At 73.5% G+C, this 20,797-nt stretch carries 27 protein-coding genes; 12 read left to right on the forward strand and 15 right to left on the reverse strand.

Annotation, left to right across the window (positions count from 1 at the left end; all coding sequences use genetic code 11):
- The first annotated feature begins 48 nt into the window (after window positions 1-48).
- A complete protein-coding gene (gene clpP / locus DSM104299_RS25660) occupies window positions 49-630 on the forward strand; it encodes an ATP-dependent Clp endopeptidase proteolytic subunit ClpP (RefSeq protein WP_272474511.1) in 582 nt (193 codons plus the stop codon).
- Here the strand turns inward: clpP and DSM104299_RS25665 are convergent.
- From DSM104299_RS25665 to DSM104299_RS25680, 4 genes are all read right to left on the reverse strand, one after another.
- The gene (locus DSM104299_RS25665; RefSeq protein ID WP_272474512.1) at window positions 627-1,337 is read right to left on the reverse strand and encodes an ArsR/SmtB family transcription factor; all 711 of its coding nucleotides are present in this window, start codon (window positions 1,335-1,337) and stop codon (window positions 627-629) included. The two genes, clpP and DSM104299_RS25665, sit on opposite strands and share 4 nt — an antisense overlap.
- A gap of 54 nt (window positions 1,338-1,391) precedes the next feature.
- Entirely contained in the window at window positions 1,392-2,390 is a 999-nt protein-coding gene (locus DSM104299_RS25670) for a glycerophosphodiester phosphodiesterase family protein (protein ID WP_272474513.1), read from the reverse strand.
- A 32-nt stretch (window positions 2,391-2,422) separates the two neighbouring features.
- Window positions 2,423-3,211, reverse strand: a complete 789-nt coding sequence (locus DSM104299_RS25675; protein ID WP_272474514.1) for a fumarylacetoacetate hydrolase family protein — start codon at window positions 3,209-3,211, stop codon at window positions 2,423-2,425.
- A 98-nt stretch (window positions 3,212-3,309) separates the two neighbouring features.
- Window positions 3,310-3,540, reverse strand: coding sequence for a hypothetical protein (locus DSM104299_RS25680; RefSeq protein WP_028076370.1), 231 nt, complete (start codon window positions 3,538-3,540; stop codon window positions 3,310-3,312).
- Window positions 3,541-3,640: 100 nt separating this feature from the next.
- On the opposite strand from DSM104299_RS25680, the gene DSM104299_RS25685 reads away from it, so the two are divergent.
- Window positions 3,641-4,294 carry a PilZ domain-containing protein gene (locus tag DSM104299_RS25685; RefSeq protein WP_272474515.1) on the forward strand — a complete coding sequence of 218 codons (654 nt, stop codon included), beginning with the start codon at window positions 3,641-3,643 and terminating at the stop codon, window positions 4,292-4,294.
- On the opposite strand, the gene DSM104299_RS25690 is transcribed toward DSM104299_RS25685, so the two are convergent.
- The gene (locus DSM104299_RS25690; protein ID WP_272474516.1) at window positions 4,291-4,653 is read right to left on the reverse strand and encodes a hypothetical protein; all 363 of its coding nucleotides are present in this window, start codon (window positions 4,651-4,653) and stop codon (window positions 4,291-4,293) included. The two genes, DSM104299_RS25685 and DSM104299_RS25690, sit on opposite strands and share 4 nt — an antisense overlap.
- A gap of 61 nt (window positions 4,654-4,714) precedes the next feature.
- On the opposite strand from DSM104299_RS25690, the gene DSM104299_RS25695 reads away from it, so the two are divergent.
- The gene (locus DSM104299_RS25695; protein WP_272474517.1) at window positions 4,715-5,995 is read left to right on the forward strand and encodes a TIM44-like domain-containing protein; all 1,281 of its coding nucleotides are present in this window, start codon (window positions 4,715-4,717) and stop codon (window positions 5,993-5,995) included.
- Here the strand turns inward: DSM104299_RS25695 and DSM104299_RS25700 are convergent.
- The gene (locus DSM104299_RS25700) at window positions 5,992-6,612 is read right to left on the reverse strand and encodes a TetR/AcrR family transcriptional regulator (RefSeq protein WP_272474518.1); all 621 of its coding nucleotides are present in this window, start codon (window positions 6,610-6,612) and stop codon (window positions 5,992-5,994) included. The two genes, DSM104299_RS25695 and DSM104299_RS25700, sit on opposite strands and share 4 nt — an antisense overlap.
- Window positions 6,613-6,696: 84 nt before the next feature.
- Here DSM104299_RS25700 and DSM104299_RS25705 point away from each other — a divergent pair, with 84 nt between their 5' ends.
- A complete protein-coding gene (locus tag DSM104299_RS25705; protein WP_272474519.1) occupies window positions 6,697-8,346 on the forward strand; it encodes an MFS transporter in 1,650 nt (549 codons plus the stop codon).
- A gap of 4 nt (window positions 8,347-8,350) precedes the next feature.
- Here DSM104299_RS25705 and DSM104299_RS25710 read toward each other — a convergent pair whose 3' ends face one another.
- Window positions 8,351-9,064, reverse strand: coding sequence for a Crp/Fnr family transcriptional regulator (locus DSM104299_RS25710; RefSeq protein WP_272474520.1), 714 nt, complete (start codon window positions 9,062-9,064; stop codon window positions 8,351-8,353).
- Between the two features lie 260 nt (window positions 9,065-9,324).
- Between DSM104299_RS25710 and DSM104299_RS25715 the strand changes: the two genes are divergently transcribed.
- A complete protein-coding gene (locus DSM104299_RS25715) occupies window positions 9,325-9,870 on the forward strand; it encodes a YqgE/AlgH family protein (protein ID WP_272474521.1) in 546 nt (181 codons plus the stop codon).
- 84 nt (window positions 9,871-9,954) lie between these two features.
- Here the strand turns inward: DSM104299_RS25715 and DSM104299_RS25720 are convergent, their stop codons facing one another.
- Entirely contained in the window at window positions 9,955-10,134 is a 180-nt protein-coding gene (locus DSM104299_RS25720) for a hypothetical protein (protein WP_272474522.1), read from the reverse strand.
- A 30-nt stretch (window positions 10,135-10,164) separates the two neighbouring features.
- Between DSM104299_RS25720 and DSM104299_RS25725 the strand changes: the two genes are divergently transcribed.
- The 4 genes from DSM104299_RS25725 (at window position 10,165) to DSM104299_RS25740 (ending at window position 14,173) form a co-directional block, all read left to right on the forward strand.
- Window positions 10,165-11,508: a coiled-coil domain-containing protein gene (locus tag DSM104299_RS25725; protein WP_272474523.1), complete on the forward strand. Its 1,344-nt coding sequence runs from the start codon at window positions 10,165-10,167 to the stop codon at window positions 11,506-11,508.
- 76 nt (window positions 11,509-11,584) lie between these two features.
- Window positions 11,585-12,247: a PAQR family membrane homeostasis protein TrhA gene (gene trhA, locus DSM104299_RS25730; protein WP_272474524.1), complete on the forward strand. Its 663-nt coding sequence runs from the start codon at window positions 11,585-11,587 to the stop codon at window positions 12,245-12,247.
- A gap of 67 nt (window positions 12,248-12,314) precedes the next feature.
- A complete protein-coding gene (locus tag DSM104299_RS25735) occupies window positions 12,315-13,574 on the forward strand; it encodes an acyl-CoA dehydrogenase family protein (RefSeq protein WP_272474525.1) in 1,260 nt (419 codons plus the stop codon).
- A gap of 5 nt (window positions 13,575-13,579) precedes the next feature.
- On the forward strand, window positions 13,580-14,173 hold the full coding sequence (locus DSM104299_RS25740; RefSeq protein WP_272474526.1) for a TetR/AcrR family transcriptional regulator: 594 nt from the start codon (window positions 13,580-13,582) through the stop codon (window positions 14,171-14,173).
- Here the strand turns inward: DSM104299_RS25740 and DSM104299_RS25745 are convergent.
- Genes DSM104299_RS25745 through DSM104299_RS25760 form a run of 4 tightly spaced genes read right to left on the reverse strand, consistent with a single transcriptional unit; the run spans window position 14,170 to window position 16,116 of the window.
- Window positions 14,170-15,129, reverse strand: coding sequence for an LLM class F420-dependent oxidoreductase (locus DSM104299_RS25745; protein ID WP_272474527.1), 960 nt, complete (start codon window positions 15,127-15,129; stop codon window positions 14,170-14,172). The genes DSM104299_RS25740 and DSM104299_RS25745 overlap by 4 nt on opposite strands.
- Window positions 15,130-15,138: 9 nt before the next feature.
- Window positions 15,139-15,570, reverse strand: coding sequence for an HIT family protein (locus DSM104299_RS25750; RefSeq protein ID WP_272474528.1), 432 nt, complete (start codon window positions 15,568-15,570; stop codon window positions 15,139-15,141).
- Between the two features lie 10 nt (window positions 15,571-15,580).
- Window positions 15,581-15,832, reverse strand: a complete 252-nt coding sequence (locus tag DSM104299_RS25755) for a hypothetical protein (RefSeq protein WP_272474529.1) — start codon at window positions 15,830-15,832, stop codon at window positions 15,581-15,583.
- Between the two features lie 56 nt (window positions 15,833-15,888).
- Window positions 15,889-16,116, reverse strand: coding sequence for a hypothetical protein (locus tag DSM104299_RS25760; protein ID WP_272474530.1), 228 nt, complete (start codon window positions 16,114-16,116; stop codon window positions 15,889-15,891).
- A 103-nt stretch (window positions 16,117-16,219) separates the two neighbouring features.
- Between DSM104299_RS25760 and DSM104299_RS25765 the strand changes: the two genes are divergently transcribed.
- Both DSM104299_RS25765 and DSM104299_RS25770 read left to right on the forward strand, forming a co-directional pair.
- A complete protein-coding gene (locus DSM104299_RS25765) occupies window positions 16,220-17,356 on the forward strand; it encodes a sigma-70 family RNA polymerase sigma factor (RefSeq protein WP_272474531.1) in 1,137 nt (378 codons plus the stop codon).
- A 39-nt stretch (window positions 17,357-17,395) separates the two neighbouring features.
- The gene (locus tag DSM104299_RS25770; RefSeq protein ID WP_272474532.1) at window positions 17,396-17,785 is read left to right on the forward strand and encodes a hypothetical protein; all 390 of its coding nucleotides are present in this window, start codon (window positions 17,396-17,398) and stop codon (window positions 17,783-17,785) included.
- On the opposite strand, the gene DSM104299_RS25775 is transcribed toward DSM104299_RS25770, so the two are convergent.
- Window positions 17,733-18,554 carry a glucose 1-dehydrogenase gene (locus DSM104299_RS25775; protein WP_272474533.1) on the reverse strand — a complete coding sequence of 274 codons (822 nt, stop codon included), beginning with the start codon at window positions 18,552-18,554 and terminating at the stop codon, window positions 17,733-17,735. The genes DSM104299_RS25770 and DSM104299_RS25775 overlap by 53 nt on opposite strands.
- An 80-nt stretch (window positions 18,555-18,634) precedes the next feature.
- On the opposite strand from DSM104299_RS25775, the gene DSM104299_RS25780 reads away from it, so the two are divergent.
- Entirely contained in the window at window positions 18,635-19,066 is a 432-nt protein-coding gene (locus tag DSM104299_RS25780) for a MarR family winged helix-turn-helix transcriptional regulator (RefSeq protein WP_272474534.1), read from the forward strand.
- 95 nt (window positions 19,067-19,161) lie between these two features.
- Here the strand turns inward: DSM104299_RS25780 and DSM104299_RS25785 are convergent, their stop codons facing one another.
- Complete coding sequence (locus DSM104299_RS25785; RefSeq protein WP_272474535.1) at window positions 19,162-19,614, reverse strand: winged helix-turn-helix domain-containing protein; 453 nt, start codon at window positions 19,612-19,614, stop codon at window positions 19,162-19,164.
- A gap of 71 nt (window positions 19,615-19,685) precedes the next feature.
- Complete coding sequence (locus DSM104299_RS25790) at window positions 19,686-20,777, reverse strand: DUF2600 family protein (protein ID WP_272474536.1); 1,092 nt, start codon at window positions 20,775-20,777, stop codon at window positions 19,686-19,688.
- Window positions 20,778-20,797 lie beyond the last annotated feature (20 nt).

Here is a 20,797-nt window from a genome sequence, read left to right on the forward strand (position 1 = left end):
TCACCCGCGGCGAACGGCTGCGATGAACGGACCGCTAGGGTCTTGCTCATGCCCATGGTCCCGATGGTGATCGAGCGCACCGCCCGCGGCGAGCGCGAGTACGACATCTACTCCCGGCTCCTGAACGAGCGGATCATCTTCCTCGGCTCCGCCGTGGACGACCAGGTCGCCAACCTCGTGGTCGCGCAGCTCCTGCACCTGGAGTCGGCCGATCCGGACAAGGACATCTCGATCTACATCAACTCCCCGGGCGGCTCGATCTACGCCGGCCTGGCGATCTACGACACGATGCAGTTCATCAAGCCGGACGTGTCGACGATGTGCGTGGGGATCGCGATGTCGATGGGCTCGCTGCTGCTGATGGGCGGCGCGAAGGGCAAGCGCTTCTCGCTGCCGAACTCGCGGATCCTGATCCACCAGCCGTCGTCGGGCTTCGAGGGCCAGTCCTCGGACATCGAGATCCATGCGCGCGAGATCATCAAGACGCGTGCGCGGATCGACGAGATCTACGCCGAGCACACCGGGCAGCCGCTCGAGAAGGTGCACAACGACATGGAGCGCGACCGCTTCTTCAAGCCCGACGAGGCCGTCGAGTACGGCCTCATCGACCGGGTCATCGAGCACCACTAGCCGCCGAGGCGCACGCCGAGCTGGTCGCGCAGCCCCGCGCGGCCGGCGTCGGTGACGCGCAGGACGCGCCCGCGGGTCGCCTTGGCGCCCGTCGCCGCCGGCGCGTGCGCGACCCAGTCGCGGTCCAGGATCTCCGTCAGCAGCGCCGCGCCGAGCGCGCCGCCGACGTGCGGCCGGCGCTCGGACCAGTCCACGCAGGCGCGCGCCGTCGCGCGCCGCGCGCCGAGGATCGCCTCGACGTCGAGCCCGAAGTCGGCGAGCCGGTCCGCGCCGCGGTCGGTCAGCGCGAACGCGCCGTCGCCGGCGCGCAGGATCTGCGAGCGCACGAGCCCGTCGGCAAGCGCGACCCCCGCCTGGCCGGCGAGGTGGTCGTAGCAGGAGCGCGCGGCCCGCAGCGCCTCGCCGTGGTGCCAGGCGCGCAGCCCGGTGACCTTCTTGGGCGGCGCGATCGCGGCCAGCCCCTCCAGCGCGCGGCCGACCTCCGGCCCGGCGAGGCGGACCTCGCGCCGGCGCCCGACGCGCTCGGTCACGACCAGCCCGCCGCGCTCCAGCCGGTCGAGGTGCTCGGTCGCGGTCGACGGCGCGATCCCGGCCGCGACCGCCAGCTCGCGCGCGCTGTGCCGCCCGCCCGACAGCAGCGCGTCGAGCATGGCGGCGCGCGACGGATCGGCGATCAGCGCGGCGACGGCGGGAAGGTCGACGTCCATGCCCGGAAGGCTAGAGCGCCGACGCTTCGGCGCCGGCCGAACTTCGGCCGGCGGCTACCCGGCGCAGCTGGCGGGGCGCTGGTGCTTCTCGAGCACCTGCTCGAACTTCACCGGCTGGGCGGTCATGACGCCGTCCACGCACCAGTCGATGAGCTTGGTCCAGGTCGCCGGCGACTCGCCGTCGTCGCTGAGCCACGTGTGCCAGGCGTAGCCGGCCTTGTGGGCGTTGGCGACGTTGGCGGCCGTCGTGACGTTCAGCGTCGTGCCGTTGAGCTCGTAGGTGATCGGCAGCTGGAAGGCGACGACGCCCGGGCCGGGCGACTTGCCGCCGAGCAGGAAGTCGGCGCTGCCGCCGATGCCGGGCGCCAGCGGGATCTTCGGCGCGATCTCGTGGAACTTGTCCACCGCCTCCTGCTTGAAGGAGACGACGATCAGGTCGCGGCGCGGGTTGTTCTTCAACAGCGCGCCGAGCACCTCGGCGTTCTGGAGGTACTCGTCGACCGCCTCGGCCTTCGTGCGCCCCTTGATCTCGATGTTGATCGGAGTGTCCGGGAACGCCTTCAGGACGGCCTTCAGCGTCGGGACGCGGAAGTCGGCGGCCGCGAAGCCCTTGGGCGCCTTCTTCTTGCCGGTCGCGACGCCGCGGAAGGTGTAGGACTTGGCCGAGCGGTCGTGGCGGTAGGCGTCGTCGGCGGCGTGGAACCAGTAGGCGCCGTCGAGCTTCTCGACCTGCTTGAGCGTGTGCGACGCGATCGTGCCCTTGCCGCTGGTCGTGCGGTCCAGCGTCGTGTCGTGCATGACGACGACCTGGTCGTCCTTGGTCACCCCGACGTCGAGCTCGAGCATGTCGGCGCCGGCCTTCAGCGCCGAGCGGAACGCGAACATGGTGTTGGACGGGAACTCGTCCTCACCGCCCTGGTGGGCGATGTTGAGCGGCTGCTTCTCCAGCCACGGGTTGGTCGCGGCGCCGGCCGCGGCGGGCGCGACGGAGGCAGCGGCGAGGGCCAGCGACAGGGTGAGCGCAGCGAACGGGGCGAATGGGGCGCGAGACATCGCGCGGCAGTCTGTCACATGGCGCGGCGCCGCTAGGCGATCGTGTGCTCGATCGCGCCGAGCTGCTCGATCTCGATCCGGACGCGGTCGCCGGAGGCGAGGAACTGGGGTGGGTCGAGGGCCTGGCCGACGCCCGACGGCGTCCCGGTGAGGATCAGGTCGCCGGCCTGCAGCGTGCAGGTCTCGCTCAGGAAGGCCACGATCCGCTCGACGCCGAAGATGAGGTCGGAGGTCGAGGAGTCCTGGCGCAGCTCGCCGTTGACCCAGGTCCTGAGCCGCAGCGCCTCGGGATCGGCGACCTCGTCGGCGGTCGTGATCCACGGCCCGTAGGGCGCGGAGTTGTCGAAGCCCTTGGCCCGGGTCCACTGCTTCTCGCGCTTCTGGAGGTGGCGCGCGCTCAGGTCGTCGGCGACCGCGTAGCCCGCGACCGCGCCGCCGGCGCCGATCACCACGGCCAGCTCGCCCTCGTAGTCCAGCCGGGCGGCCGCGGCCGCCGGCACCGCGACGTCGCCGTTGGGCGCCGCGGCGCTGGACGGCAGCTTCATGAAGATCATCGGCGCCTCGGGCGGCGTCTGCCCGGTCTCCCGCGCGTGCGCGGCGTAGTTGAGGCCGACGCCGAAGATCGCGCGCGGGCGCGGGACCGGCGCGAGCAGGCGCACGTCGGCGAGCGCGTGCTGGGCGCCGGCAGCGGGCGTGCGGTCGCCGGAGGCGAGGCGGTCGAGCACGGACGCGTCGTCATCGAACGCGACGACCGCGCCGCCGCGGACCTCGCCGGCCTGGGGCGCGTCGGCGCCGGGGAGCAGGAACGTCGCGAGCTTCATGGCGCGCCGGACCCTAGCGCGCGGGTCGCCGCGCTCGCCGGCTTGACGGTGCGGCGGCCGCGGACGTCCTCACGCGGCCGGCGTCGCCCGTCAGGCGATCAGGGCGTGCGGGCAGCGCGGCGCTGCCGGCGGCGCTGCGCCGCCGCGGCGCGGCGGCGATCGGCGGGGCTGGCCGTCGTCTCGGTCTCCTCGCGGTGCTTCGCCCACTTGGCGCGCTCTTCGTCGCTCATCTTGCGGATGGTCAGGTCGCCACTGTCGACCTGGTCCTTGATCCGCTCGAGCTTCGCTTCACGCGCGGCCTGGTCCCGCTCTCGCTGCGTCTTCGCCATGCCTATAGGGTACCCGCCCGCGAAGCGTGCTAGTGACAATGGTCGCTTGCGTGCAGCGCGGGCTCAAGTTGAGCCGTCCGCGCTCGATCAAACCGGGAAGATGATCGGGCTGCGCAGGGGCCAGCAGGAGGAGCGCGTGCGCGTGCTCGTGCCCCAGGTCGCGACGCTCGAGGCCGTGGTCGTCCGCGCGGTCACCGGCGCCGCCGAGCTGGCCGTCGTGGCGGCCGACGCGCGCGTCCCGGCGCGCTTCCTGCACCGCCGCAAGGCGACGATCGTGCCGCTGGCCGGCGACGACCGCGTCGACGGGACGCTGCTCGCGGTCCCCGGCGCCGGCGGACGCGTCCGCGAGGACCTCCTGCACTTCCTTCAAGCCGTCGTCCCGCTGGCTCCGCGGCGCGAGGCCCAGCGGCGTGACGACACGCGCATCGACCTCGTCCGGCCGGTTGCGATGATCCCGGACGGCTTCAAGGTCGGGTGGCTCAACGGCTTCACCCGCAACGTGTCGGCCGGCGGCGTCCTGGTCGCCGGGGCCGACGCGCTGGGCGAGGGCGACCGGCTGCGTCTGCGGTTCGAGCTGGACTCCGACGAGGACCTGATCGACCTGCTGGCGCGCGTGGTGCGCGCCGACGAGGACTGGGGCCTGCGCGGCCTGCGGCTGGAGCGGCTCAGCGAGCGCGAACGCCAGCGGATCGTGCGGTTCGTGTTCGCACGTCAGCGGCGCGCGCTCGCCGAGCTGCGCAGCCGGACCGCCTAGGCGCCGCGCGGCCGGTCGGTCACCTCGTCGCCGTCGGCCACGCCGTCGCCGTCGCGGTCGCGCACGAAGCGCCGGTGCTCCTCGGACAGGTCGTCGTCGGCCAGGCCCTCCTCGTGCAGCGCCGCACGCGACTCGTGCAGCTCGGCCTCGGCGCGCTGGGCGCGGGCCTCGCGGTCGGCGCGGTCGGCGGCGGCCATGCGCTCGGACGCGACCTCGCGGTGGGCGCCGGCGACCTCTTCGCGACGACGGACAACCTGGCGCTCGCGAGCACGCGCACGGGAGCGCGGTAGCACGAAGGCGATCAGGGCGAGTACGACGATCGCGACGATGACGATCGCGATGATGAGTCCGGTGGACATCGAGACCTCCCCTCCCTTGGGTTGGTGGTTGCCCTCGTGGTACCCGTAGCCTCCGAGTCCGATGAATGGATTGCTGGGGACGATCGTGGCCGCCGCGGGCGGTGGCTCCTCCGGATTCGGGGGCGGTGGCGGCGGAGGTGGCGGCGGGGGCGGCGGCTTCGGCGGCGCAGGGGGCGCGGGCGCAGGCGGCGGCTCGCCGTTCCTGTTCCTCGTGATCCTGGTCGCCGTGGTCATCTTCCTGGTGTTCTCGGGGCTGAAGGCCGCGCAGTACCGCAAGCGGCGCGCCAGGCGCGTGCGCGCGACCGAGCTGGCGGCCGCGGAGGCGGCCGGCGACGACGCCGACTTCGACCCCGAGACCGTGCGCACCGCCGCGGCGGCGCTGTTCATCGACATCCAGCGGCACTGGTCGGCCAACGACATCGACGCACTGTCGCAGATGGTCGGCGACGACCTGATGGTCGAGTGGCGCCGCCGGCTGGAGGACTTCCGGCGCAAGGGCTGGCGCAACAAGTGCGAGCCGCTGCGCGCGCCGGACGTCGAGTACATGGGGTTGATCAACCGCGAGGGCGAGGACGAGGACCGCGTGGTCGTCCGGATCTCGGCCTCGCTGCAGGACTACGTCGTCGACGCCCGCGGCAACATGGTGATGAAGAAGGGCGAGGGCGACGCCACGACGTCGCTGACCGAGTGGTGGACGCTGCATCCGCCCGGCGAGCGCTGGCGGCTGCTGTCGATCGAGTCCGAGGTCGAGGGCCGCCACCACCTCGAGTCCGAGCTGATCGCGGTGCCGTGGGGAGACGCGCGCGTGGCCGACCAGGCGCTGATCGAGGGCGCGGTCGCCGACGCGGTGCCCGCCGGCGTGGCGGTCGCCGAGATCGCGCCGGCCGTCGTCGACGCCGACGCGCGCGCGACCGCGCTGGACCTCTCGTTGGCCGACGGCCGCTTCGCGCCGGACGTGCTGGAGATCGCGGCGCGCCGCGCGGTCGAGGCGTGGGTGGAGGCCATCGACGGCGCCGACGACGCGCTGGAGGCGATCGCCGACCGCGACGCCATCGACACCTTGTTGTACGCCAACGGTGGCGCCGAGGGGAGCACCCGCGTCGTGGTCCGCGGGGCGCGCGTGGTCGGCCTGCAGATCGTCGCGGTCGACGCGGCGGCGACGCCCGCGACGATGACCGCCGTCGTCACGCTGGACGGCCGGCGCTACGTCGAGGACCGCGACACCGCGGCGGTGGTCGCCGGCTCCAAGGGCCGCGACCAGCAGACGACGCAGCGCTGGACGTTCGGGCTGAGCGACGACGCCGAGCTGCCGTGGCGGCTGGCGGCGGTCGACGAGACCTAGGACGCCGTCAGCGCGGCGACGAGCTCGTGGTCGCCGGAGGCCATGAGCGCACCGACGAGCGTGCCGATGAGCAGGCGGCGCAGCTCGTCGCGGGTGAGGTCGCCGTGGGCGATCCAGTCCAGGCAGGCGCCGTCCATGAACCACAGCCAGCCGCGGACCGCGGTGCGGGCGCCGGGCGGGACGGGCGCGCCGTCGCCGAGCACGCCGCCGAGGATGCGCTGGGCGGTGGCGGCCCGCACCTCCTCCACCAGCGCGCGGACCTCCGCGACCTCGCCGGCGGTGATGATGAGCTTGTTGTAGGCCTCGCTGTGCTCCTCGATCCAGCCGAGATAGACGTCGAGGCTGCGCTCCAGCTGCTGGACCGGCGGCAGCGACGCGTCGGGCTCGGTGCGCGCCCGCAGCTCCTCGGCCGCCGCCTGCAGCGTCGCCTCGAAGTACGCCTGCTTGGACGGGAAGTAGTGGTACAGCAACGCCTTCGAGATCCCGGCCTCGCGGGCGATGCGCGCCATCGACAGCTCGGAGTAGGACGACGACGTGAACAGCCGCTCGCCGAGCGCGACCAGCTGCGCCCGCCGCGCGTCGACGTCGAGGCGTCGGTAGGCCGGTCCGTCGGGCACGCGGCCAGCGTACCCGCCTCCTGACCTGCGGTCGGCAAGCGATCCCCCACGGGCGCCGGCCCGGCCCGGCAGACTGTGGCGCACGTGCGGTTCCGCCACGCCCTGCTCGCCGTCGCCGCGGGCCTCGCCCTCGCCGACGCGTCGATCGTCACGCTCGCGCTGCCCGAGCTGCTGCGCGAGCTGGACACCTCGGTGGAGGGCGTCGCGGCGGTCCTCGGCGTCTACACCGTCGTGCTCGCGGCGGCGCTCATCCCGGTCGAGCGCCTGCAGCGGACGATCGGCGCGCCGCGCACCGGCGGCGGCGGCCTGGCGCTGTTCGCGCTCGCCTCGCTCGCCGCCGGCGCCAGCGACTCGCTCGGCGTGCTGCTCGCCGCCCGCGGCGTGCAGGCCGTCGGTGGCGCGGCCGCGCTCGTCGCGGCCTTCGCGCTGCTGGAGCCGGGCGGCGCCGCCGGCGAGCGCGGGCGCCGCCTGTGGCTGGGCGCCGCCGTCCTGGCGACCGCGATCGGCCCCGCGCTCGGCGGCGCGCTGACCGAGGCGTTCTCGTGGCGCTCGATCTTCTACTTCCAGGCGCCGGTCGCCGCGCTCGCCGCCGTGGCCGCGCTGCGCGAGCCGCGCCGCGACACGCGTCCGCTGCCGGTGCCGGCCGGCGGCCTGCGGATCACGTTCGGGCCCGCCGCCGCGCTCGCGCTCGTCTCGGCCGCCCTGACGGCCGTCCTCTTCCTCCTCGTGCTGCTGCTCGTCGCCGGCTGGGACGCCTCGCCGCTGGCCGCCGCCGCGACCGTCACGGTCATCCCGGCCGGCGCGCTGATCGGCTCGCGCATCGGCGGCGACGCCCGCGCCCGGGCCGCGGCCGGCTGCGCGCTCGTCGGCGCCGGCGTGCTCGCCCTCGCGTTCCTGCCCGACGCGCACCTGCCGTGGACGTTCGCGCCGCAGGCCGCGGCGGGCCTCGGGATGGGCCTCGCCCTCCCCGCGCTCGGCGGCGAGCTGCTGCCCGAGCGCGACCCGCAGGACGCGTCGCGCCTGCTGGTCCTGCGCCACGTCGGCATCGCGCTGGCGCTGATCGTGCTCGCGCCGATCGTCTCGCACGACCTCACGACCTCGACCGACCGCGCCAAGGAGCGCGGGGTCGCCGTCGTCCTGGACGCCAAGCTCAAGCCGACCGACAAGCTGCGCCTCGCGCCTGACCTGCTCGCGGGCGTCGACGACGACCAGCCGCGCCACGGCCTCCGGCAAGCGCTGCGCAAGGGCGAGAGCACGATCCCGGCCGACGACCGGCCCGCCTACGACGACCTCGCCCACCGCACCGACGACACGCTCGTGCTCGCGGTCGGCGAGGCGTTCCGGACGGCGTTCCTGGTGACCGGCGCGCTCGCGCTGCTCGCGGCGGCGGCGGTCCTGCCGCGCGGACGTTGGACCGCCGCGCTGGTCGGCGTGGCCGCCACGACCGCCGCGCTCCCGCTGGCCTACGTCGCCGCGCACCACGTCGCGGCCCCGGAGGCCGTGACGATCCGCGACCCGTGCGAGCAGCGCAGCCTGCCCGGCACCGGCGGCCTGGAGGGCTTCATCCAGGATCGCGCCCTCGAGCTCCTCGACACCGCCGCCTGCCGCGCCGGCGCCTCACGCGAGGAGCTGGTCCTGGCGCTCACGGACGAGGGCGACCGCAAGAAGTTCGAGGAGCGCCACGGGGTCGACCCACGCAGCCTCTCCACGGTCCTTCAGGGACTGCTGGGCTAGAGCCCTAGAGCAGCTCCGGCAGCGCTTCCTGCGGGTCGCCGTGCAGCAGCCAGCCGTTGTCGGTCCGCTCGACCAGGCCGCGGCGCGTCAGCACGCCGAGCGCCGTCGTCACCGACGGGCGCCGCGCGCCGACGAGCTTGCCGATCGTCTCGTGCGTGAGCGACAGCGGGACGCGCACGCCCTGCGGCGACACGCGGCCGTAGCGGTCGGCCAGGAGCCACAGGAGCACCAGCACGCGGGCGTCCACGCGCGGGACCTGGGCGATGGCGCGCTGCACCGCCAGCTGCCGCGAGCGGCGCGCGGTGCGGCCGATCAGCGTGTCGAGCATCGTCGGCCAGCGTCCGGCGACCGCCGCGAAGCGCCGGTCGAGCACGGCGACGCGCGCCGGCTCGAGGACCGCCCACGTGATCGAGCCGGGCAGCGGGTCGAGCGACGTCTCGTCGTCCCAGGGCCGGATCACGTCGCCCTGGCCGAGCAGCTCGGTGGTAGATCGCTTCGCCAGCTCGACGTCGCGCGTGATCAGGCCGTCGAGGACGAGCAGCCCCACGGCCGGGGCCGCGCTCTCGCTGTTGGGCGAGGGGAACTCGAACGGACCGGTGGGGAGCGCGTGCACGACGGCGACGGCGTGACGGCGCGCGAGATCCCGGGCATCCCCGCTCAGACCCGCCCCCATCTCGGGGTCGGCGTCGAGGATCGAGATCAGTGGACGAGAGGTCATTGTCTGACTGGACACCAGGCTTCGGGTCTTCCCCGTCTGATCGGAGACAAACACGCCGCCCGCACCGCAACTCAAGCTTGAGTAGGGATGGACCGGAATTTCGTTCGTCGTGTCTTGATTTCGCTGGGACGTCGCGGAATGTCCACCAACGGACATGGTGTACAACGCCCCTGCTTCTAGAGCCACCGTTCGGGGGCGGACCACCTCGGGTAGCCGCCCTTCCGATGGCCGATCTCGACCCTGGCACCATGAGGGGCCCCATGAGCTTCCTCGAAGGGCAGCTGCTCGTCGCCTCCCCCGCGATGTCGGATCCGAACTTCGCGCGCACCGTCGTGGCGATCGCCAACCACGACGAGGACGGCGCGCTCGGGATCGTCTTGAACCGGCCGAGCGAGACCGAGGTCGTCGAGGCGGTCCCGGAGCTCGACGGCGTCATGGACCCCGACGAGCTCGTCTACGTCGGCGGCCCGGTCCAGCCCGCGTCGATCGTCGTCCTGGCCGAGTTCGAGGACCCGGCCGAGGCGGCCTACCTCGTGGTCGACGCCGTCGGCCTCGTCTCCGACCGCACCGGCCTGGAGCGCCTCGGGTCCGCGACGGCTCGCCGCCGCGTCTACGCCGGCTACACCGGCTGGGGCCCCGGCCAGTTGGAGGCCGAGCTGGAGCGCGAGGACTGGATCGTCGAGCCCGCGCTGGCCGCGGACGTCTTCGCCGAGGACCCGGGCGAGCTCTGGGGCAGCGTGCTGCAGCGCAAGGGCGGCCAGTTCCGCCTGCTGGCGCGGATGCCGGTCGACCCGACCGTGAACTAGCGGCGTGCATCCACGTCCAGCCGCGGGTTTCGCCCCCTGGGCGAACACCCGCAAGGGAACCTGGCCCCCTGGGCCAGCGTTCCCCTAGCTCGCGACCAGCGCGAGCACCACGACGACCACGATCCCGACGCCGATCAACCCGTACACGACGGTCTGCGCGGGCCAGTTGCGCCGCCAGCTCGCGGGGTCGGAGCGGTCGCGCGTGACGTGCCCCTCCGGCGGCGTCCCGACCCAGTCGTCATCGTCGTCGTATCCAGGGCTCATGTCGTAGGAGTACCCGATACCTTCCGCCGCGTGGCGAAGAAGAAGCCCGCACGTCCCGCGCGCCCTAAGAAGTCCGCCGAGCCGACCACCGCGCAGCTGCGTCAGGAGTACTACGCGCGCCGGGCCGCCGAGCAGGCGCTCGAGGAGCTCGGGCTGCGCATGGACGAGCGACCAGCGCCCAAGGGCGACGCCCACTGGTGGGCGGCGACCAGGGACGCGCTGGACCGCCTGGAGATCATGCACGCCACCTGGCGCTTCACCGGCCTGACCGGCTACGCGCCCGAGCCGCAGGACTTCGACCCGGACTCCGGCTGGCCAACCGCCGAGGAGGTCGAGGCGGTCTTCGGCTCGTGGGACAAGATGCTCGACGAGTCGGGCATCGACGACGCGATCTTCGGCGTCGTGATCGAGAAGGCGCTCGCCGCGCACGAGCAGCTCGCGGCTCGGGAGAAGGAGCTCGAGCTGCGCGCCGGCAAGCTCGAGGACGAGGCCAAGAAGATCCCGGAGCTCAAGCGCCGTGAGGAGGTCGCGCGGGCCAAGCGCGACGAGGCCGACGACGCCCGCGCCGCGGCCGAGGCCGACCGCGACGCGGTAGCCCGCGAGCGCGACAGCGCCCGCGGCGAGCTCGCGGCGCTCCAGGCCGAGGCCACCGAGCTGCGCGCCGCCGCCGCCGCGTCCGCCGACGCGCCGCCCGCCGAGACCGAGTTGTTGGAGGAGATGGAGCGCGCGCTCGTCGACGTCGCCGCCACCCAGCACGCGCGCGACGAGCTGCACGACCGCATGGAGCGCCTGCGCACGGAGCGCGAGCAGGACCGCCGCACGATCGCCGAGCTCACGCAGCTGCTGGCGCGCGTGGACGCCGAGGGCGCCGAGGCGGCGGACGGCACGGTCGTCGCCGAGGCCGAAGAGGTCCCGCCGGCCACCGTCCTCGAAGCCGTCGAGCGCGCCGCCGCCGAGAGCAAGCACCTCGTCTTCGCCCCCAAGGCGTTCGAGACCGCGTCGGAGTCGCCGTTCCGCCGGCCGGGGCTCGTGCTCCGCACGCTGCGCGGGCTGGACGCGCTGGCGGCCCGGTACGCGCAGGGCGACATGGGCAAGTCGCTCGGCCAGGCCGCCGCCGAGCACGGCATCACGCAGTGGAAGCCCGACATCGCCGAGACGACCCGCAAGCGCTACGAGGACGACTACTCGTTCTTCCTGTCCGGACCGGGGTCGCCGAAGCTCTGGGTCGGGCCGCACATCGGCCTCGGCTCCGGGTCAGGCGCGCAGTTCATCGCGCGCATCTACCTCCACGTCTCCGACGGCAGCGACCCGGACGTGCCGCGCGGCATCGTCGTCGCGGTCGTCGGCCGCCACCTGCCCGACACGACGACCTAGCCGCCACGCGAGATCGGGGGCTATCCCCCGGATTCGCGGGGCGCGGCGCCGGCGCCGGTACCGTGCTCGACGCACCATGACCACGCGCGCCGTCATCGAGGACGAGCTCCGCCCGCTGCTGCGCGGCGTCTCGCACGCCTACGCCTTCTGGGCGGCGCTGGTCGCCGCGATCGTGCTCACCGCGGTCGTCCCGGCGGGCACGCCCCGCGTCGGCGCGGTCGTCTACGGCAGCGGGCTGTGCGGGCTGTTCGCCGCGTCGGGCACCTACCACCGCTGGCGCTGGAACCCGCGCTGGCGGCCGCTGCTGCGCCGCATCGACCACTCCACGATCTTCGTCTTCATCGCCGCGACCTACACGCCTGTCGCGCTGCTGGTGATGCACGGGACGCTGCGCTGGGCGATCCTCGTCGCGGTCTGGGTCGGCGCGCTGGGCGGCGTGATCCTGTCGGTCGCGTGGATCACCGCGCCCCGCGTCCTGAGCGCGCTCTGCTACCTCGCGCTCGGCTGGGTCTCCCTCTTCGCGCTGCCGCAGATGGTCGACCGCCTCGACATCGCCCCGCTGGTCCTGCTCGCCGTCGGCGGCCTCCTCTACTCGCTCGGCGCCGTCGTCTACGCGACCAAGCGCCCGAACCCGTGGCCGCAGACCTTCGGCTTCCACGAGGTCTTCCACGTCCTCGTGATCCTGGCCGCGGCCGTGCAGTTCGTCGCGCTCGCGGGCTGGGTCTTCCCGCACGGCTAGCCGTTCGTCGCGGTTCGCCGCGGACAACTGAACGCTCCCGTTCCTACTTCCTGGTAGCTTCGGTGCCATGGCCAGCACCGTCGAGACTCCCCAGAGCACCGAGACCCCCGCCGAGCCGACCTTCACGCTCGCGCTGACGCAGGATCAGAAGGACATGCGCGAATGGGTCCACGGCTTCGCCGAGGGCGTCGTCCGCCCCGCCGCCCACGAGTGGGACGAGCGCGAGGAGACGCCGTGGCCGATCATCCAGGAGGCCGCGAAGATCGGCCTCTACGGCTTCGAGTCGCTGCAGCAGTTCGCCGCCGACCCGAGCGGCCTGACGATGCCGATCGTCCAGGAGGAGCTCTTCTGGGGCGACGCCGGCATCGGCATGGCGATCATGGGCACGGGCCTGGCCGCGGCGGCGATCGCCGGCCAGGGCACGTGGGAGCAGGTCATGGAGTGGATCCCGCAGTGCTACGGCACCGAGGACGACGTCAAGGTCGCCGCGTTCTGCGCGAGCGAGCCCAACGCCGGCTCCGACGTCTCCAACATCCGCACGACGGCCAAGTACGACGAGGCCAGCGACACGTGGGTCCTCAACGGCCAGAAGGCCTGGGCGACCAACGGCGGCATCGCCGACGTCCACGTGGTGATCGCCCAGACCGACCGCGAGCTGGGCTCGCGCGGCCACGCGGCGTTCATCGTCCCGATCGCGACCGAGGGCATCGAGCAGGGCGCGAAGGTCAAGAAGCACGGCCTGCGCGCCTCGCACACCGCGGACGTCCACCTCGACGACTGCCGGATCCCGGGCCGCAACCTGCTCGGCGGCAAGGAGAAGCTCGACGAGCGCCTCGCCCGCGTCCGCGAGGGCAAGAAGGGCAAGACGCAGGCCGCGATGCAGACCTTCGAGGCGACGCGCCCGGTCGTCGGCTCCCAGGCGCTCGGCATCGCCCGCGCCGCCTACGAGTACGCGCTCGACTACGCCAAGGAGCGCGAGCAGTTCGGCAAGAAGATCATCGAGAACCAGTCGATCGCCTTCGCGCTGGCCAACATCAAGATGGAGCTCGACGCCGCGCGCCTGCTCGTCTGGCGCGCCTCGTGGATGGCCCGCAACGGCATCCCGTTCGAGAACGCCGAGGGCTCGATGTCCAAGCTGAAGGCCGGCGAGGTCGCGGTCTGGGCGACCGAGCGCGCGATCCAGATCATGGGCGGCAACGGCTACACCCGCGAGTACCCGGTCGAGCGCTGGCACCGCGACTCCAAGATCTACACGATCTTCGAGGGCACCAGCGAGATGCAGCAGCTGGTCATCGCCCGGGCGATCTCGGGCATGCGGATCGCCTAGTCGCCGTGACGCGCGCACGGGCGGCGCATCTGGGGCCGGAGCTGCGACGGCCGCTCGTCCTGGACGCCGCCCTGCCGCTCTTCGGGCGCGACGGCTACGAGGCTGTCTCCATGCAGGCGATCGCCGACGCGGCGGGTGTCTCGAAGCCCGTGTTGTACTCCTGCTACGCGTCCAAGGAGGAGCTCTTCGACGAGCTCATGGCGCGCGAGGAGCGCAAGTTGTGGCACATGGTCGAGGACTCGGTCCCGACCCCGGGCGCGCTGGGCGACAAGGAGGACCTGCTCCGCTTCGGCCTCGCCGCGCTGCTGCGCGCGGTCGTCGAGGCGCCCGACGCGTTCCGCGTCATCTACCTCCAGCGCCACGGCGAGAACCGCATCGAGCGCGGCCGCGAGCACTGGGAGCGCCGGATGGGCGAGGTGCTCGCGGCCTGGACGCCGCTGCCCGACCGCGAGACCGCGCTGCTCGGCCGCATGTTGGTGGCCTTGGCCGAGCTCGGCTTCCGGGTGCAGCTGGAGGAGCCCGGCCAGTGGCAGCCGGACGCGCTCGCCGCCTATCTCGCGCGCGTGGTCGTGCGCGGGATCCCCAAGAGCGACAACTAGCTCAGTGCCGTCGCCAGGATCGCGCCCGCGGCCTGGACCTGCTCGAGGTCGTGGACCTCGGGCATGTTCACGATGAGCCCGGTCAGGCCGGCCGCGCGGTGGGCGGCGATCTGCTCGGCCAGGCCGTCGCGGTCGCCGCACAGGACAATGCGGTCGAACATGTCGGCCGGCATGTGCTCGCGCAGCGCGTCGGCCTTGGCCTCGGCGGCCTCGTGCGTGTCGCCGATCAGCAGGGTCGCGAGCTTGGTGCGCGCGATCTCGAAGGGGTCGCGGCCGACGTCGGCGCAGTGCGCGTCGAGGACGCCCATCAGGTGCTTGATCTTCTCGACGTCGCCGAAGACGTTGGACGCGTCGGCGTACTGGGCGACCATCCGCAGCGTCTTCTTCTCGCCCGAGCCGCCGATCAGGGTCGGGATGTCCCCGCGCAGCGGCTTCGGGTTGTTGTAGGCCTGCTCGACGCTGTGGTGCGTGCCGTGGACGGTCGCGCGCTCCTCGGTGAACATCGCGTGGAAGATCTGCAGGCCGTCCTCGAGGCGCTCGAAGCGCTCCTTCAGCGGCGGGAACGCGTAGCCGTAGGCGAGGTGCTCGCTGTCGTTCCAGGCCGCGCCGATGCCGAGGATCGCGCGGCCGCCGGAGAGCACGTCGATCGTGGTGGTGATCTTGGCCAGCAGCGCCGGATTGCGGTAGGTGATGCCGCCGACCATGAGGCCGAGATGGATGCGGCTGGTGCGGCCGGCCAGCGCCGCGAGCGTCGTCGGGCCTTCGAGCATCCAGTGCTCCTCCGGCCCGACGCCGCGGATCTGGTGCAGGTGGTCCATGACGTACAGCGCGTCGAAGCCGGAGCTCTCCGCCGTGTGGGCGATCGCGGTCAGCCGCTCGAGCAGATCCGCCGGCTCGGCGCCGGGCAGGTTGAAGCTCGGGATCTGCAGGCCGGCGCGAAACGGAGTGGAGGACATGCCTCGACCCTAGTCCTCCCGGTCCAGCGCCTCGGCGATCTTGGCGGCCACGGCATCACGCGCGGCGTCGTCGACGTACTTGGTGCGCGGCCAGAAGAAGCCGCGCAGCCCGTCCTTGAAGTTGCGCGGGACGACGTGGCAGTGCAGGTGCGCGACGGACTGGCTGACGACGTTGTTCATGGCGACGAAGCTGCCGACGGCGCCCATGGCCGGCGGGACGGCGGCCGAGAGCTTCTGGGCCACCGTGAAGAACGGGCCTACGTGGTGCGGCGGAAGGTCGGCGAGCGTGACGACGTGCGCCCGCGGGACGAGCAGCGTGTGCCCCTCGAACAGCGGCCGCCGGTCCAGGAACGCGACGTGGTCCTCGTCGGCGTACACGATCGACGCCGGGACGGTGCCGGCGATGATGTCGCAGAAGACGCAGGCGTCGGCGGCGGGCATCCGCCGGAGGCTACGAGCTGTCGCCGCCGGCCCGCTCGCGCGCCTCGGCCGACCAGCCGACGAGGCCGATGGTGACGAGCCACGCCAAGGCCTTGTCCAGCGTCGAGATCGCGTGAGAGCTGGTCATCGCCAGGGCGCAGCTGACCGCGACGACCGATGCGAACCAGAGCCACCGCGTGCCGGCGGGCTCGTCCAGCGCGCGCACCGCGTAGGCGTAGATCACGACGGCGAAGACGAAGATCGCGAACGCGACGAGGAGCACAGCGCGGATTGTGGTCCATCGGGCGCGCCCTTGGCAACCGGACGCGCGCGGCCGTCCTAGGTCAGGAGCAGCGCTGCCGCGGCGACGAGCGCCGCCGCCTGCAGGACGATGGTCGTCGCCGCGATCGCGCAGGCGATCCGGGCACGGCGGGTCGCGCGCGGGGCCGCGATCCTCAGCGCGGCGGCCGACATGACGAACGGCACCGGGCAGATCGCGCCGCCGAGGGCCACCGCGAGGGCGGTCTCGGCGGCGCGCGGGTCCGTCGTCGGATTCGGGAGAGCCACGGCGGCTACTACGCGGCGCGCGCCCGTTCGGATGCCTGCTCCGCCGCCGTAGAATCCGGGGCGTGTCCGGTCTGATCGCGCTCGAACGTCACCAGGAGGTGCGATGACGTTCGACGCGATCCTCACCGAGCAGACCGGGCCGCTGACGCGGCGCCTGACCCGCATGGTCGGTGACCGCGAGACCGCGGAGGACCTGCGGCAGGAGACGTTCGCGCGCGCGTGGCGCCGTGCCCCGCAGGGCGCCGAGGCGCCGGTGCTGCGCGCCTGGCTGCACCGCACCGCGACGAACCTGGCGCTCGACGAGCTGCGGCGCCGGCGCCGGCGCGAGCACGTCCCGCTGCACGCCGGGCTCGTGGATCCGGGCGGCTCGGCGGACGAGGCCGCGCGCGACCCGCGGCTGCGCGACGCGCTCGGCCAGCTCACCGCGCACCAGCGATTGGTGTTGCTGCTGCGCTTCGAGGCGGGGCTGTCGCTGCGCGAGGTCGGCGAGCTGCTGGACCTCAACGAGGACGCGGCGCGCAAGCGCGTCTCCCGCGCGCGGGCCGTGTTCCTGGAGGCCTACGCGGCCGCCGGCGCGCCCGACGAGCGGCCGACCGTCGTGCTCCTGCTCGGCCGCGAGGACCCGGCGCCCTACGAGGCGTGGCTGGCGGGCGCGGGCGCGCGCGTCCGGACGCTCACCGGCGAGCAGGCCGGGCTCGACCTGGCCGGCGCCGACGCGCTCGTGCTCGGCGGCAGCGAGACCGACATCCACCCGAGCCTCTACGGCGAGCCGGTCAGCCCGCACACGCTGCGCACCGACCTCACGCGCCACCTGCGCGACCTCGCCGCGCTGCGCCACGCGTTGACCACCAACCTGCCCGTGCTCGGCGTGTGCAGCGGCGCGCAGCTGCTGAACGTCCTGGGCGGCGGCACGCTGCACCAGGACCTGCCGGCGTCCGGCTTCGACGCGCTCGACCATCGGGATGCGCACGACATCGCGACCGGCGACGGGACGCTCGCGCGCCGGCTCCTGGGCACAGCGCCCGCCGTCGTCTCCGAGCACCACCAGGCCGTCGACCGGCTGGGCGGCGGCCTGCGCGTGACGTCGACCGCGCCCGACGGCCTGATCGAGGCGCTCGAGGTCCCCGGCCACCCGTTCGCCCTCGGGGTGCAATGGCATCCGGAGCGCTGCGCGGACGGCGCCGAGGGCACGGGCCGCCGGACGGCCGAGGCGCTGGTCGACGCGGCGCTCGCGGCCTAGCGCGGTCCGGTTCGGCGCGGGCCGAGCGTCTTATAGGTGATGACCCCGACAGTCACCATCCGGCCGGCCTACCCCGACGACGCGGCCGCGGTCGCGCGGCTCGCGGCGCTGGACTCCCAGCGCGTGCCGGCCGGACCGCTGCTGCTCGCCGAGATCGACGGCGAGCCGTGGGCGGCCATCGCGATCGTCAGCGCGCGGGTCGTCGCGGACCCGTTCCGGCCGACGGCCGCGCTGGTCGAGCTCCTGCGCCGCCGCGTCGCGCAATTGGCGCAGAACGCCGTCGAGGGGACCTCGAACGGCTCTCGGCGATCGCGCCCGCAACTCGCTGTGGCGCCGGAGCGACCGGTCGCGCGGGTCGCGCGGGTCGCGCGGCCGTTCAGCCGGCCGCGGCCATCGGCTCGCCGGGGCGGTACATCCGCGGAGGCTTGATCCCGGCCGACTGGCCACCGTCGATCGGCAGCGTCGCGCCGGTGATGAAGGCGGCGCCGTCGGAGCAGAGCCAGAGGACCGCGCTCGCGACCTCCTCCGGCTGACCGACGCGACCCATAGGGGTCGAGGCCGCCGCCTGGCGTTGCGCTTCGGCGCCCGCGCGCTCGAGGTGATGGGTGAGGATCGGGCCGGGCGCGACCACGTTGACGCGGATGCCCCGGTCGGCGTAGTCCAGCGCCGCGACCTTGGAGAGCATGATGATTCCGGCCTTCGCGGTCGCGTACGGGCCGAGGTTGGCGACCGCCTGCGCCCCGGCGACCGAGGCCATGTTGACGATCGCGCCGCCGCCGGCGGTCTCCAGCATCGCCGGGATCTGATGGCGCATGCCGAGGAACGTGCCGCGGGTGTTGGCCGCGAGCGCGCGATCGAAGCCGTCGACCGGGACCTCGGCCAGCGGCGCCGGCATGGTCCCGTCGGTCGCGTTGTTGAAGGCGTAGTCGAGTCGCCCGAACGCGGCGACCGTGCGCTCGACGAGCGTGGCCGCCGCGGCGGCGTCGGTCACGTCCGTGGGGAGGGCGAGCGCACGGCCGCCGCCGGCTTCGATCCCCGCGGCCACCGCGTCGAGCGCCGCGGCGTCGCGGGCAGCGAGGACGACGGCCACGCCGCGCGCTGCGAACGCGCGGGCCGTGGTCGCGCCGATGCCGCGGCTGGCGCCGACCACGAGGGCGACGCGCTGGGGAGCAGGGTCCGGAGCGGAGAGGGACGCCATGGGCAGAGAAGCTAGAGATCGAACCATTAGATGTCAAATGGTTCGAGACCGACGTGTTCGGGCGGTAGGGTGTGCCGGAGATGGGAGCCCCCGACCAGCCGCCGCTCGGCCTCGACCTCGCGCTGACCGCCAAGGCCACCGCCCGCGCCTTCGACGCCGCGCTCACCGCCGCCGGCGGCTCCCGCTCGACCTGGCTCGTCTTGTTGATGTTGAAGACCGGCGGCGCCCGCAACCAGCGCGAGGTCGCCGACGCCGTCGGCATCCAAGGCGCGACCCTGACCCACCACCTCAACGCCATGGAGTCGAGCGGCCTGGTGACCCGCCGCCGCGACCCGGAGAACCGCCGCGTCCACGTGGTCGAGCTGACCGAGGACGGCGAGGTCCTGTTCCGCCGGCTGCGCGGTGCGGCGGCGACCTTCGACCGGCGCCTCCGGCGCGGGCTGGACGACGACGAGGCCACGGCGTTCGCCGCGACGCTGGCGCGGCTGCGGGCGAACGTGGCGGAGGAGTGACGCGGCGTGGCGTGGGACGGCAGACGCGGAAGACACCGCCGCCCCACACCGCCGCCGCTCGTCACGCGAACGCGACAAGTCGAGTGGGTCGGCCCCTAGGCAGCTCGCGCGGTCGACGCCGACGCGATCGCCCGCACCTCGGGCCTCAGCCGCTCGATCATCGCCGAGAGCTCCTCGCGAGCGCGGTCGTCGAGCGCGATCGGCTGCGGATACTGACCCTCGGGCCCCGGAACCGTCAGCGCACCGCACAACACGAGCAGCGCACCGACCGGGTCGGTGAGCTGGGTCCCAGCCGCATCCGCGGTCAGCGCGTAGAAGTGCTCGACGGCACCCCGCACCCGCCCTTCGCCGGCGAGCTCGATCACGCCGGCAGCCACCAGCGTCCGGACGTGGTAGGCCACGGAACCGAGCGACCCACCAGTGACACGCGCGATCTGCGTCGGGCTGATCGGCTTGCCGTAGCTGCGCATCACGTCGACGATCTGGTCTCTGACCGGGTGCGGGCGCAGGGAGGCCCGGCGTGCCTGCTTCTGCTGTGCCGTGTGCATTGGTGTGAACGTACGCATCGGCCGCTGCCGCGAAAAGTCGCGGTGGGACTAGTCCCACCCGGGAACAGTGGCTAAACGTGCGTCTCGCCGTAGTGCGTTCTCCAGGTCCGGAGGACCGGAACGAGCAGGCGCGTCAGCGCTCCTGCGCTGGCGGCGAGCGCGGCGGTGTCGCGCGGCCGCGCCCGCGCGGCATCTCCGGAGAGGTACAACGCGACCATCGAGGCGACGATGACCTGGTGCCGCGCGCCATGACGCAGCGCGCCGACAGAGCGCGTCGCGCGCCGCGTGAGCTCAGCGAGGCGCCGGACGGCGTCGGCTTGGCTCGGGTAGTAGTTGAGGTGGTTGTGTTGACCCAGGCGAGCATCGTCCTCAGCATCCACGTAGTTGTCCAAGAGCGCGCTGATCGATGCCGCCGGGAGATACGCGGCGACGGTCTGCTCCACGTCATCCGGGTCGGAGAGGCCGTCAGCCGCGACGGCCAGGACCGCGATCGCCGTCAACAGCGAGCTGGCTCCCGCCGTCAGCTCGAACCACGCCATGTCGCGCTGGTCGCCGTACTCGCGCTCGGCAATGCGCTGCAACGCACGTCGACGCACCTCGCCGTCGTGCTCGTGCTCGAAGTCCAACGTACGACCGCGCTGGACCTCGCGAACGAGCACGGAACGCGCCGACTCGTAGTGCGCCAGTGAACGGCAGCCGGCGCGGCACGCGCCGGCGAGGGTCGCGAGGTAGCCGCCGTCGTCGTAGTCCGCTGCCTGCTCGTACGCGCCCGGCGGTCGGTGCAGGTCGACCGCCTCGACGAGCGAACCCATGTCTCCCGCGGGCCCGGAGGGGATGCCGGCCGCCGCCCGCTCGCTCGCGTGATCGTGGGTGTTGGCCAGGACCTGGAAGGCGACGAGGAGGCGGAGCAGCTCGGGCTGCCGGCGGTCCGGGATTGTCCAGAACAGGGCGGCGCCGTCGACCAACGCCCGCTTGTCGCGCAGCGCCTCGAGCATCTGGCCCCGGATCGCCGGGTCCGAGATCGCGGCGGCCCGCCGACACCACCGCGCGTGCTCGGCTTTCACCAGCCGCAGGCCCCAGACGAGCTCGCGAGCGCTGCTGGCGGCAAGCGCGCGGAGCTGACGGCCGGACAACGGCGCCGGGTCGGAGAGATGGGATGCCATGCCCCGGACTCTGGGGCTAT

It is taken from the genome of Baekduia alba, assembly GCF_028416635.1.
Taxonomy (GTDB): Bacteria; Actinomycetota; Thermoleophilia; order Solirubrobacterales; family Solirubrobacteraceae; genus Baekduia; species Baekduia alba.

Bases quoted from the DNA above. Each gene is read 5' to 3' on its own strand.
- DSM104299_RS25675 (WP_272474514.1), bottom strand. From the start codon at position 3,211: ATGAAGCTCGCGACGTTCCTGCTCCCCGGCGCCGACGCGCCCCAGGCC.
- DSM104299_RS25770 (WP_272474532.1), top strand. From the start codon at position 17,396: ATGACCCCGACAGTCACCATCCGGCCGGCCTACCCCGACGACGCGGCC.
- DSM104299_RS25710 (WP_272474520.1), bottom strand. From the start codon at position 9,064: ATGACCTCTCGTCCACTGATCTCGATCCTCGACGCCGACCCCGAGATG.
- DSM104299_RS25750 (WP_272474528.1), bottom strand. From the start codon at position 15,570: ATGCCCGCCGCCGACGCCTGCGTCTTCTGCGACATCATCGCCGGCACC.
- DSM104299_RS25720 (WP_272474522.1), bottom strand. From the start codon at position 10,134: ATGAGCCCTGGATACGACGACGATGACGACTGGGTCGGGACGCCGCCG.
- DSM104299_RS25765 (WP_272474531.1), top strand. From the start codon at position 16,220: ATGACGTTCGACGCGATCCTCACCGAGCAGACCGGGCCGCTGACGCGG.
- DSM104299_RS25665 (WP_272474512.1), bottom strand. From the start codon at position 1,337: ATGGACGTCGACCTTCCCGCCGTCGCCGCGCTGATCGCCGATCCGTCG.
- DSM104299_RS25715 (WP_272474521.1), top strand. From the start codon at position 9,325: ATGAGCTTCCTCGAAGGGCAGCTGCTCGTCGCCTCCCCCGCGATGTCG.
- DSM104299_RS25775 (WP_272474533.1), bottom strand. From the start codon at position 18,554: ATGGCGTCCCTCTCCGCTCCGGACCCTGCTCCCCAGCGCGTCGCCCTC.
- DSM104299_RS25735 (WP_272474525.1), top strand. From the start codon at position 12,315: ATGGCCAGCACCGTCGAGACTCCCCAGAGCACCGAGACCCCCGCCGAG.
- DSM104299_RS25695 (WP_272474517.1), top strand. From the start codon at position 4,715: ATGAATGGATTGCTGGGGACGATCGTGGCCGCCGCGGGCGGTGGCTCC.
- DSM104299_RS25685 (WP_272474515.1), top strand. From the start codon at position 3,641: ATGATCGGGCTGCGCAGGGGCCAGCAGGAGGAGCGCGTGCGCGTGCTC.
- trhA (WP_272474524.1), top strand. From the start codon at position 11,585: ATGACCACGCGCGCCGTCATCGAGGACGAGCTCCGCCCGCTGCTGCGC.
- DSM104299_RS25785 (WP_272474535.1), bottom strand. From the start codon at position 19,614: ATGCACACGGCACAGCAGAAGCAGGCACGCCGGGCCTCCCTGCGCCCG.
- DSM104299_RS25745 (WP_272474527.1), bottom strand. From the start codon at position 15,129: ATGTCCTCCACTCCGTTTCGCGCCGGCCTGCAGATCCCGAGCTTCAAC.
- clpP (WP_272474511.1), top strand. From the start codon at position 49: ATGCCCATGGTCCCGATGGTGATCGAGCGCACCGCCCGCGGCGAGCGC.
- DSM104299_RS25670 (WP_272474513.1), bottom strand. From the start codon at position 2,390: ATGTCTCGCGCCCCATTCGCCCCGTTCGCTGCGCTCACCCTGTCGCTG.
- DSM104299_RS25780 (WP_272474534.1), top strand. From the start codon at position 18,635: ATGGGAGCCCCCGACCAGCCGCCGCTCGGCCTCGACCTCGCGCTGACC.
- DSM104299_RS25690 (WP_272474516.1), bottom strand. From the start codon at position 4,653: ATGTCCACCGGACTCATCATCGCGATCGTCATCGTCGCGATCGTCGTA.
- DSM104299_RS25790 (WP_272474536.1), bottom strand. From the start codon at position 20,777: ATGGCATCCCATCTCTCCGACCCGGCGCCGTTGTCCGGCCGTCAGCTC.
- DSM104299_RS25680 (WP_028076370.1), bottom strand. From the start codon at position 3,540: ATGGCGAAGACGCAGCGAGAGCGGGACCAGGCCGCGCGTGAAGCGAAG.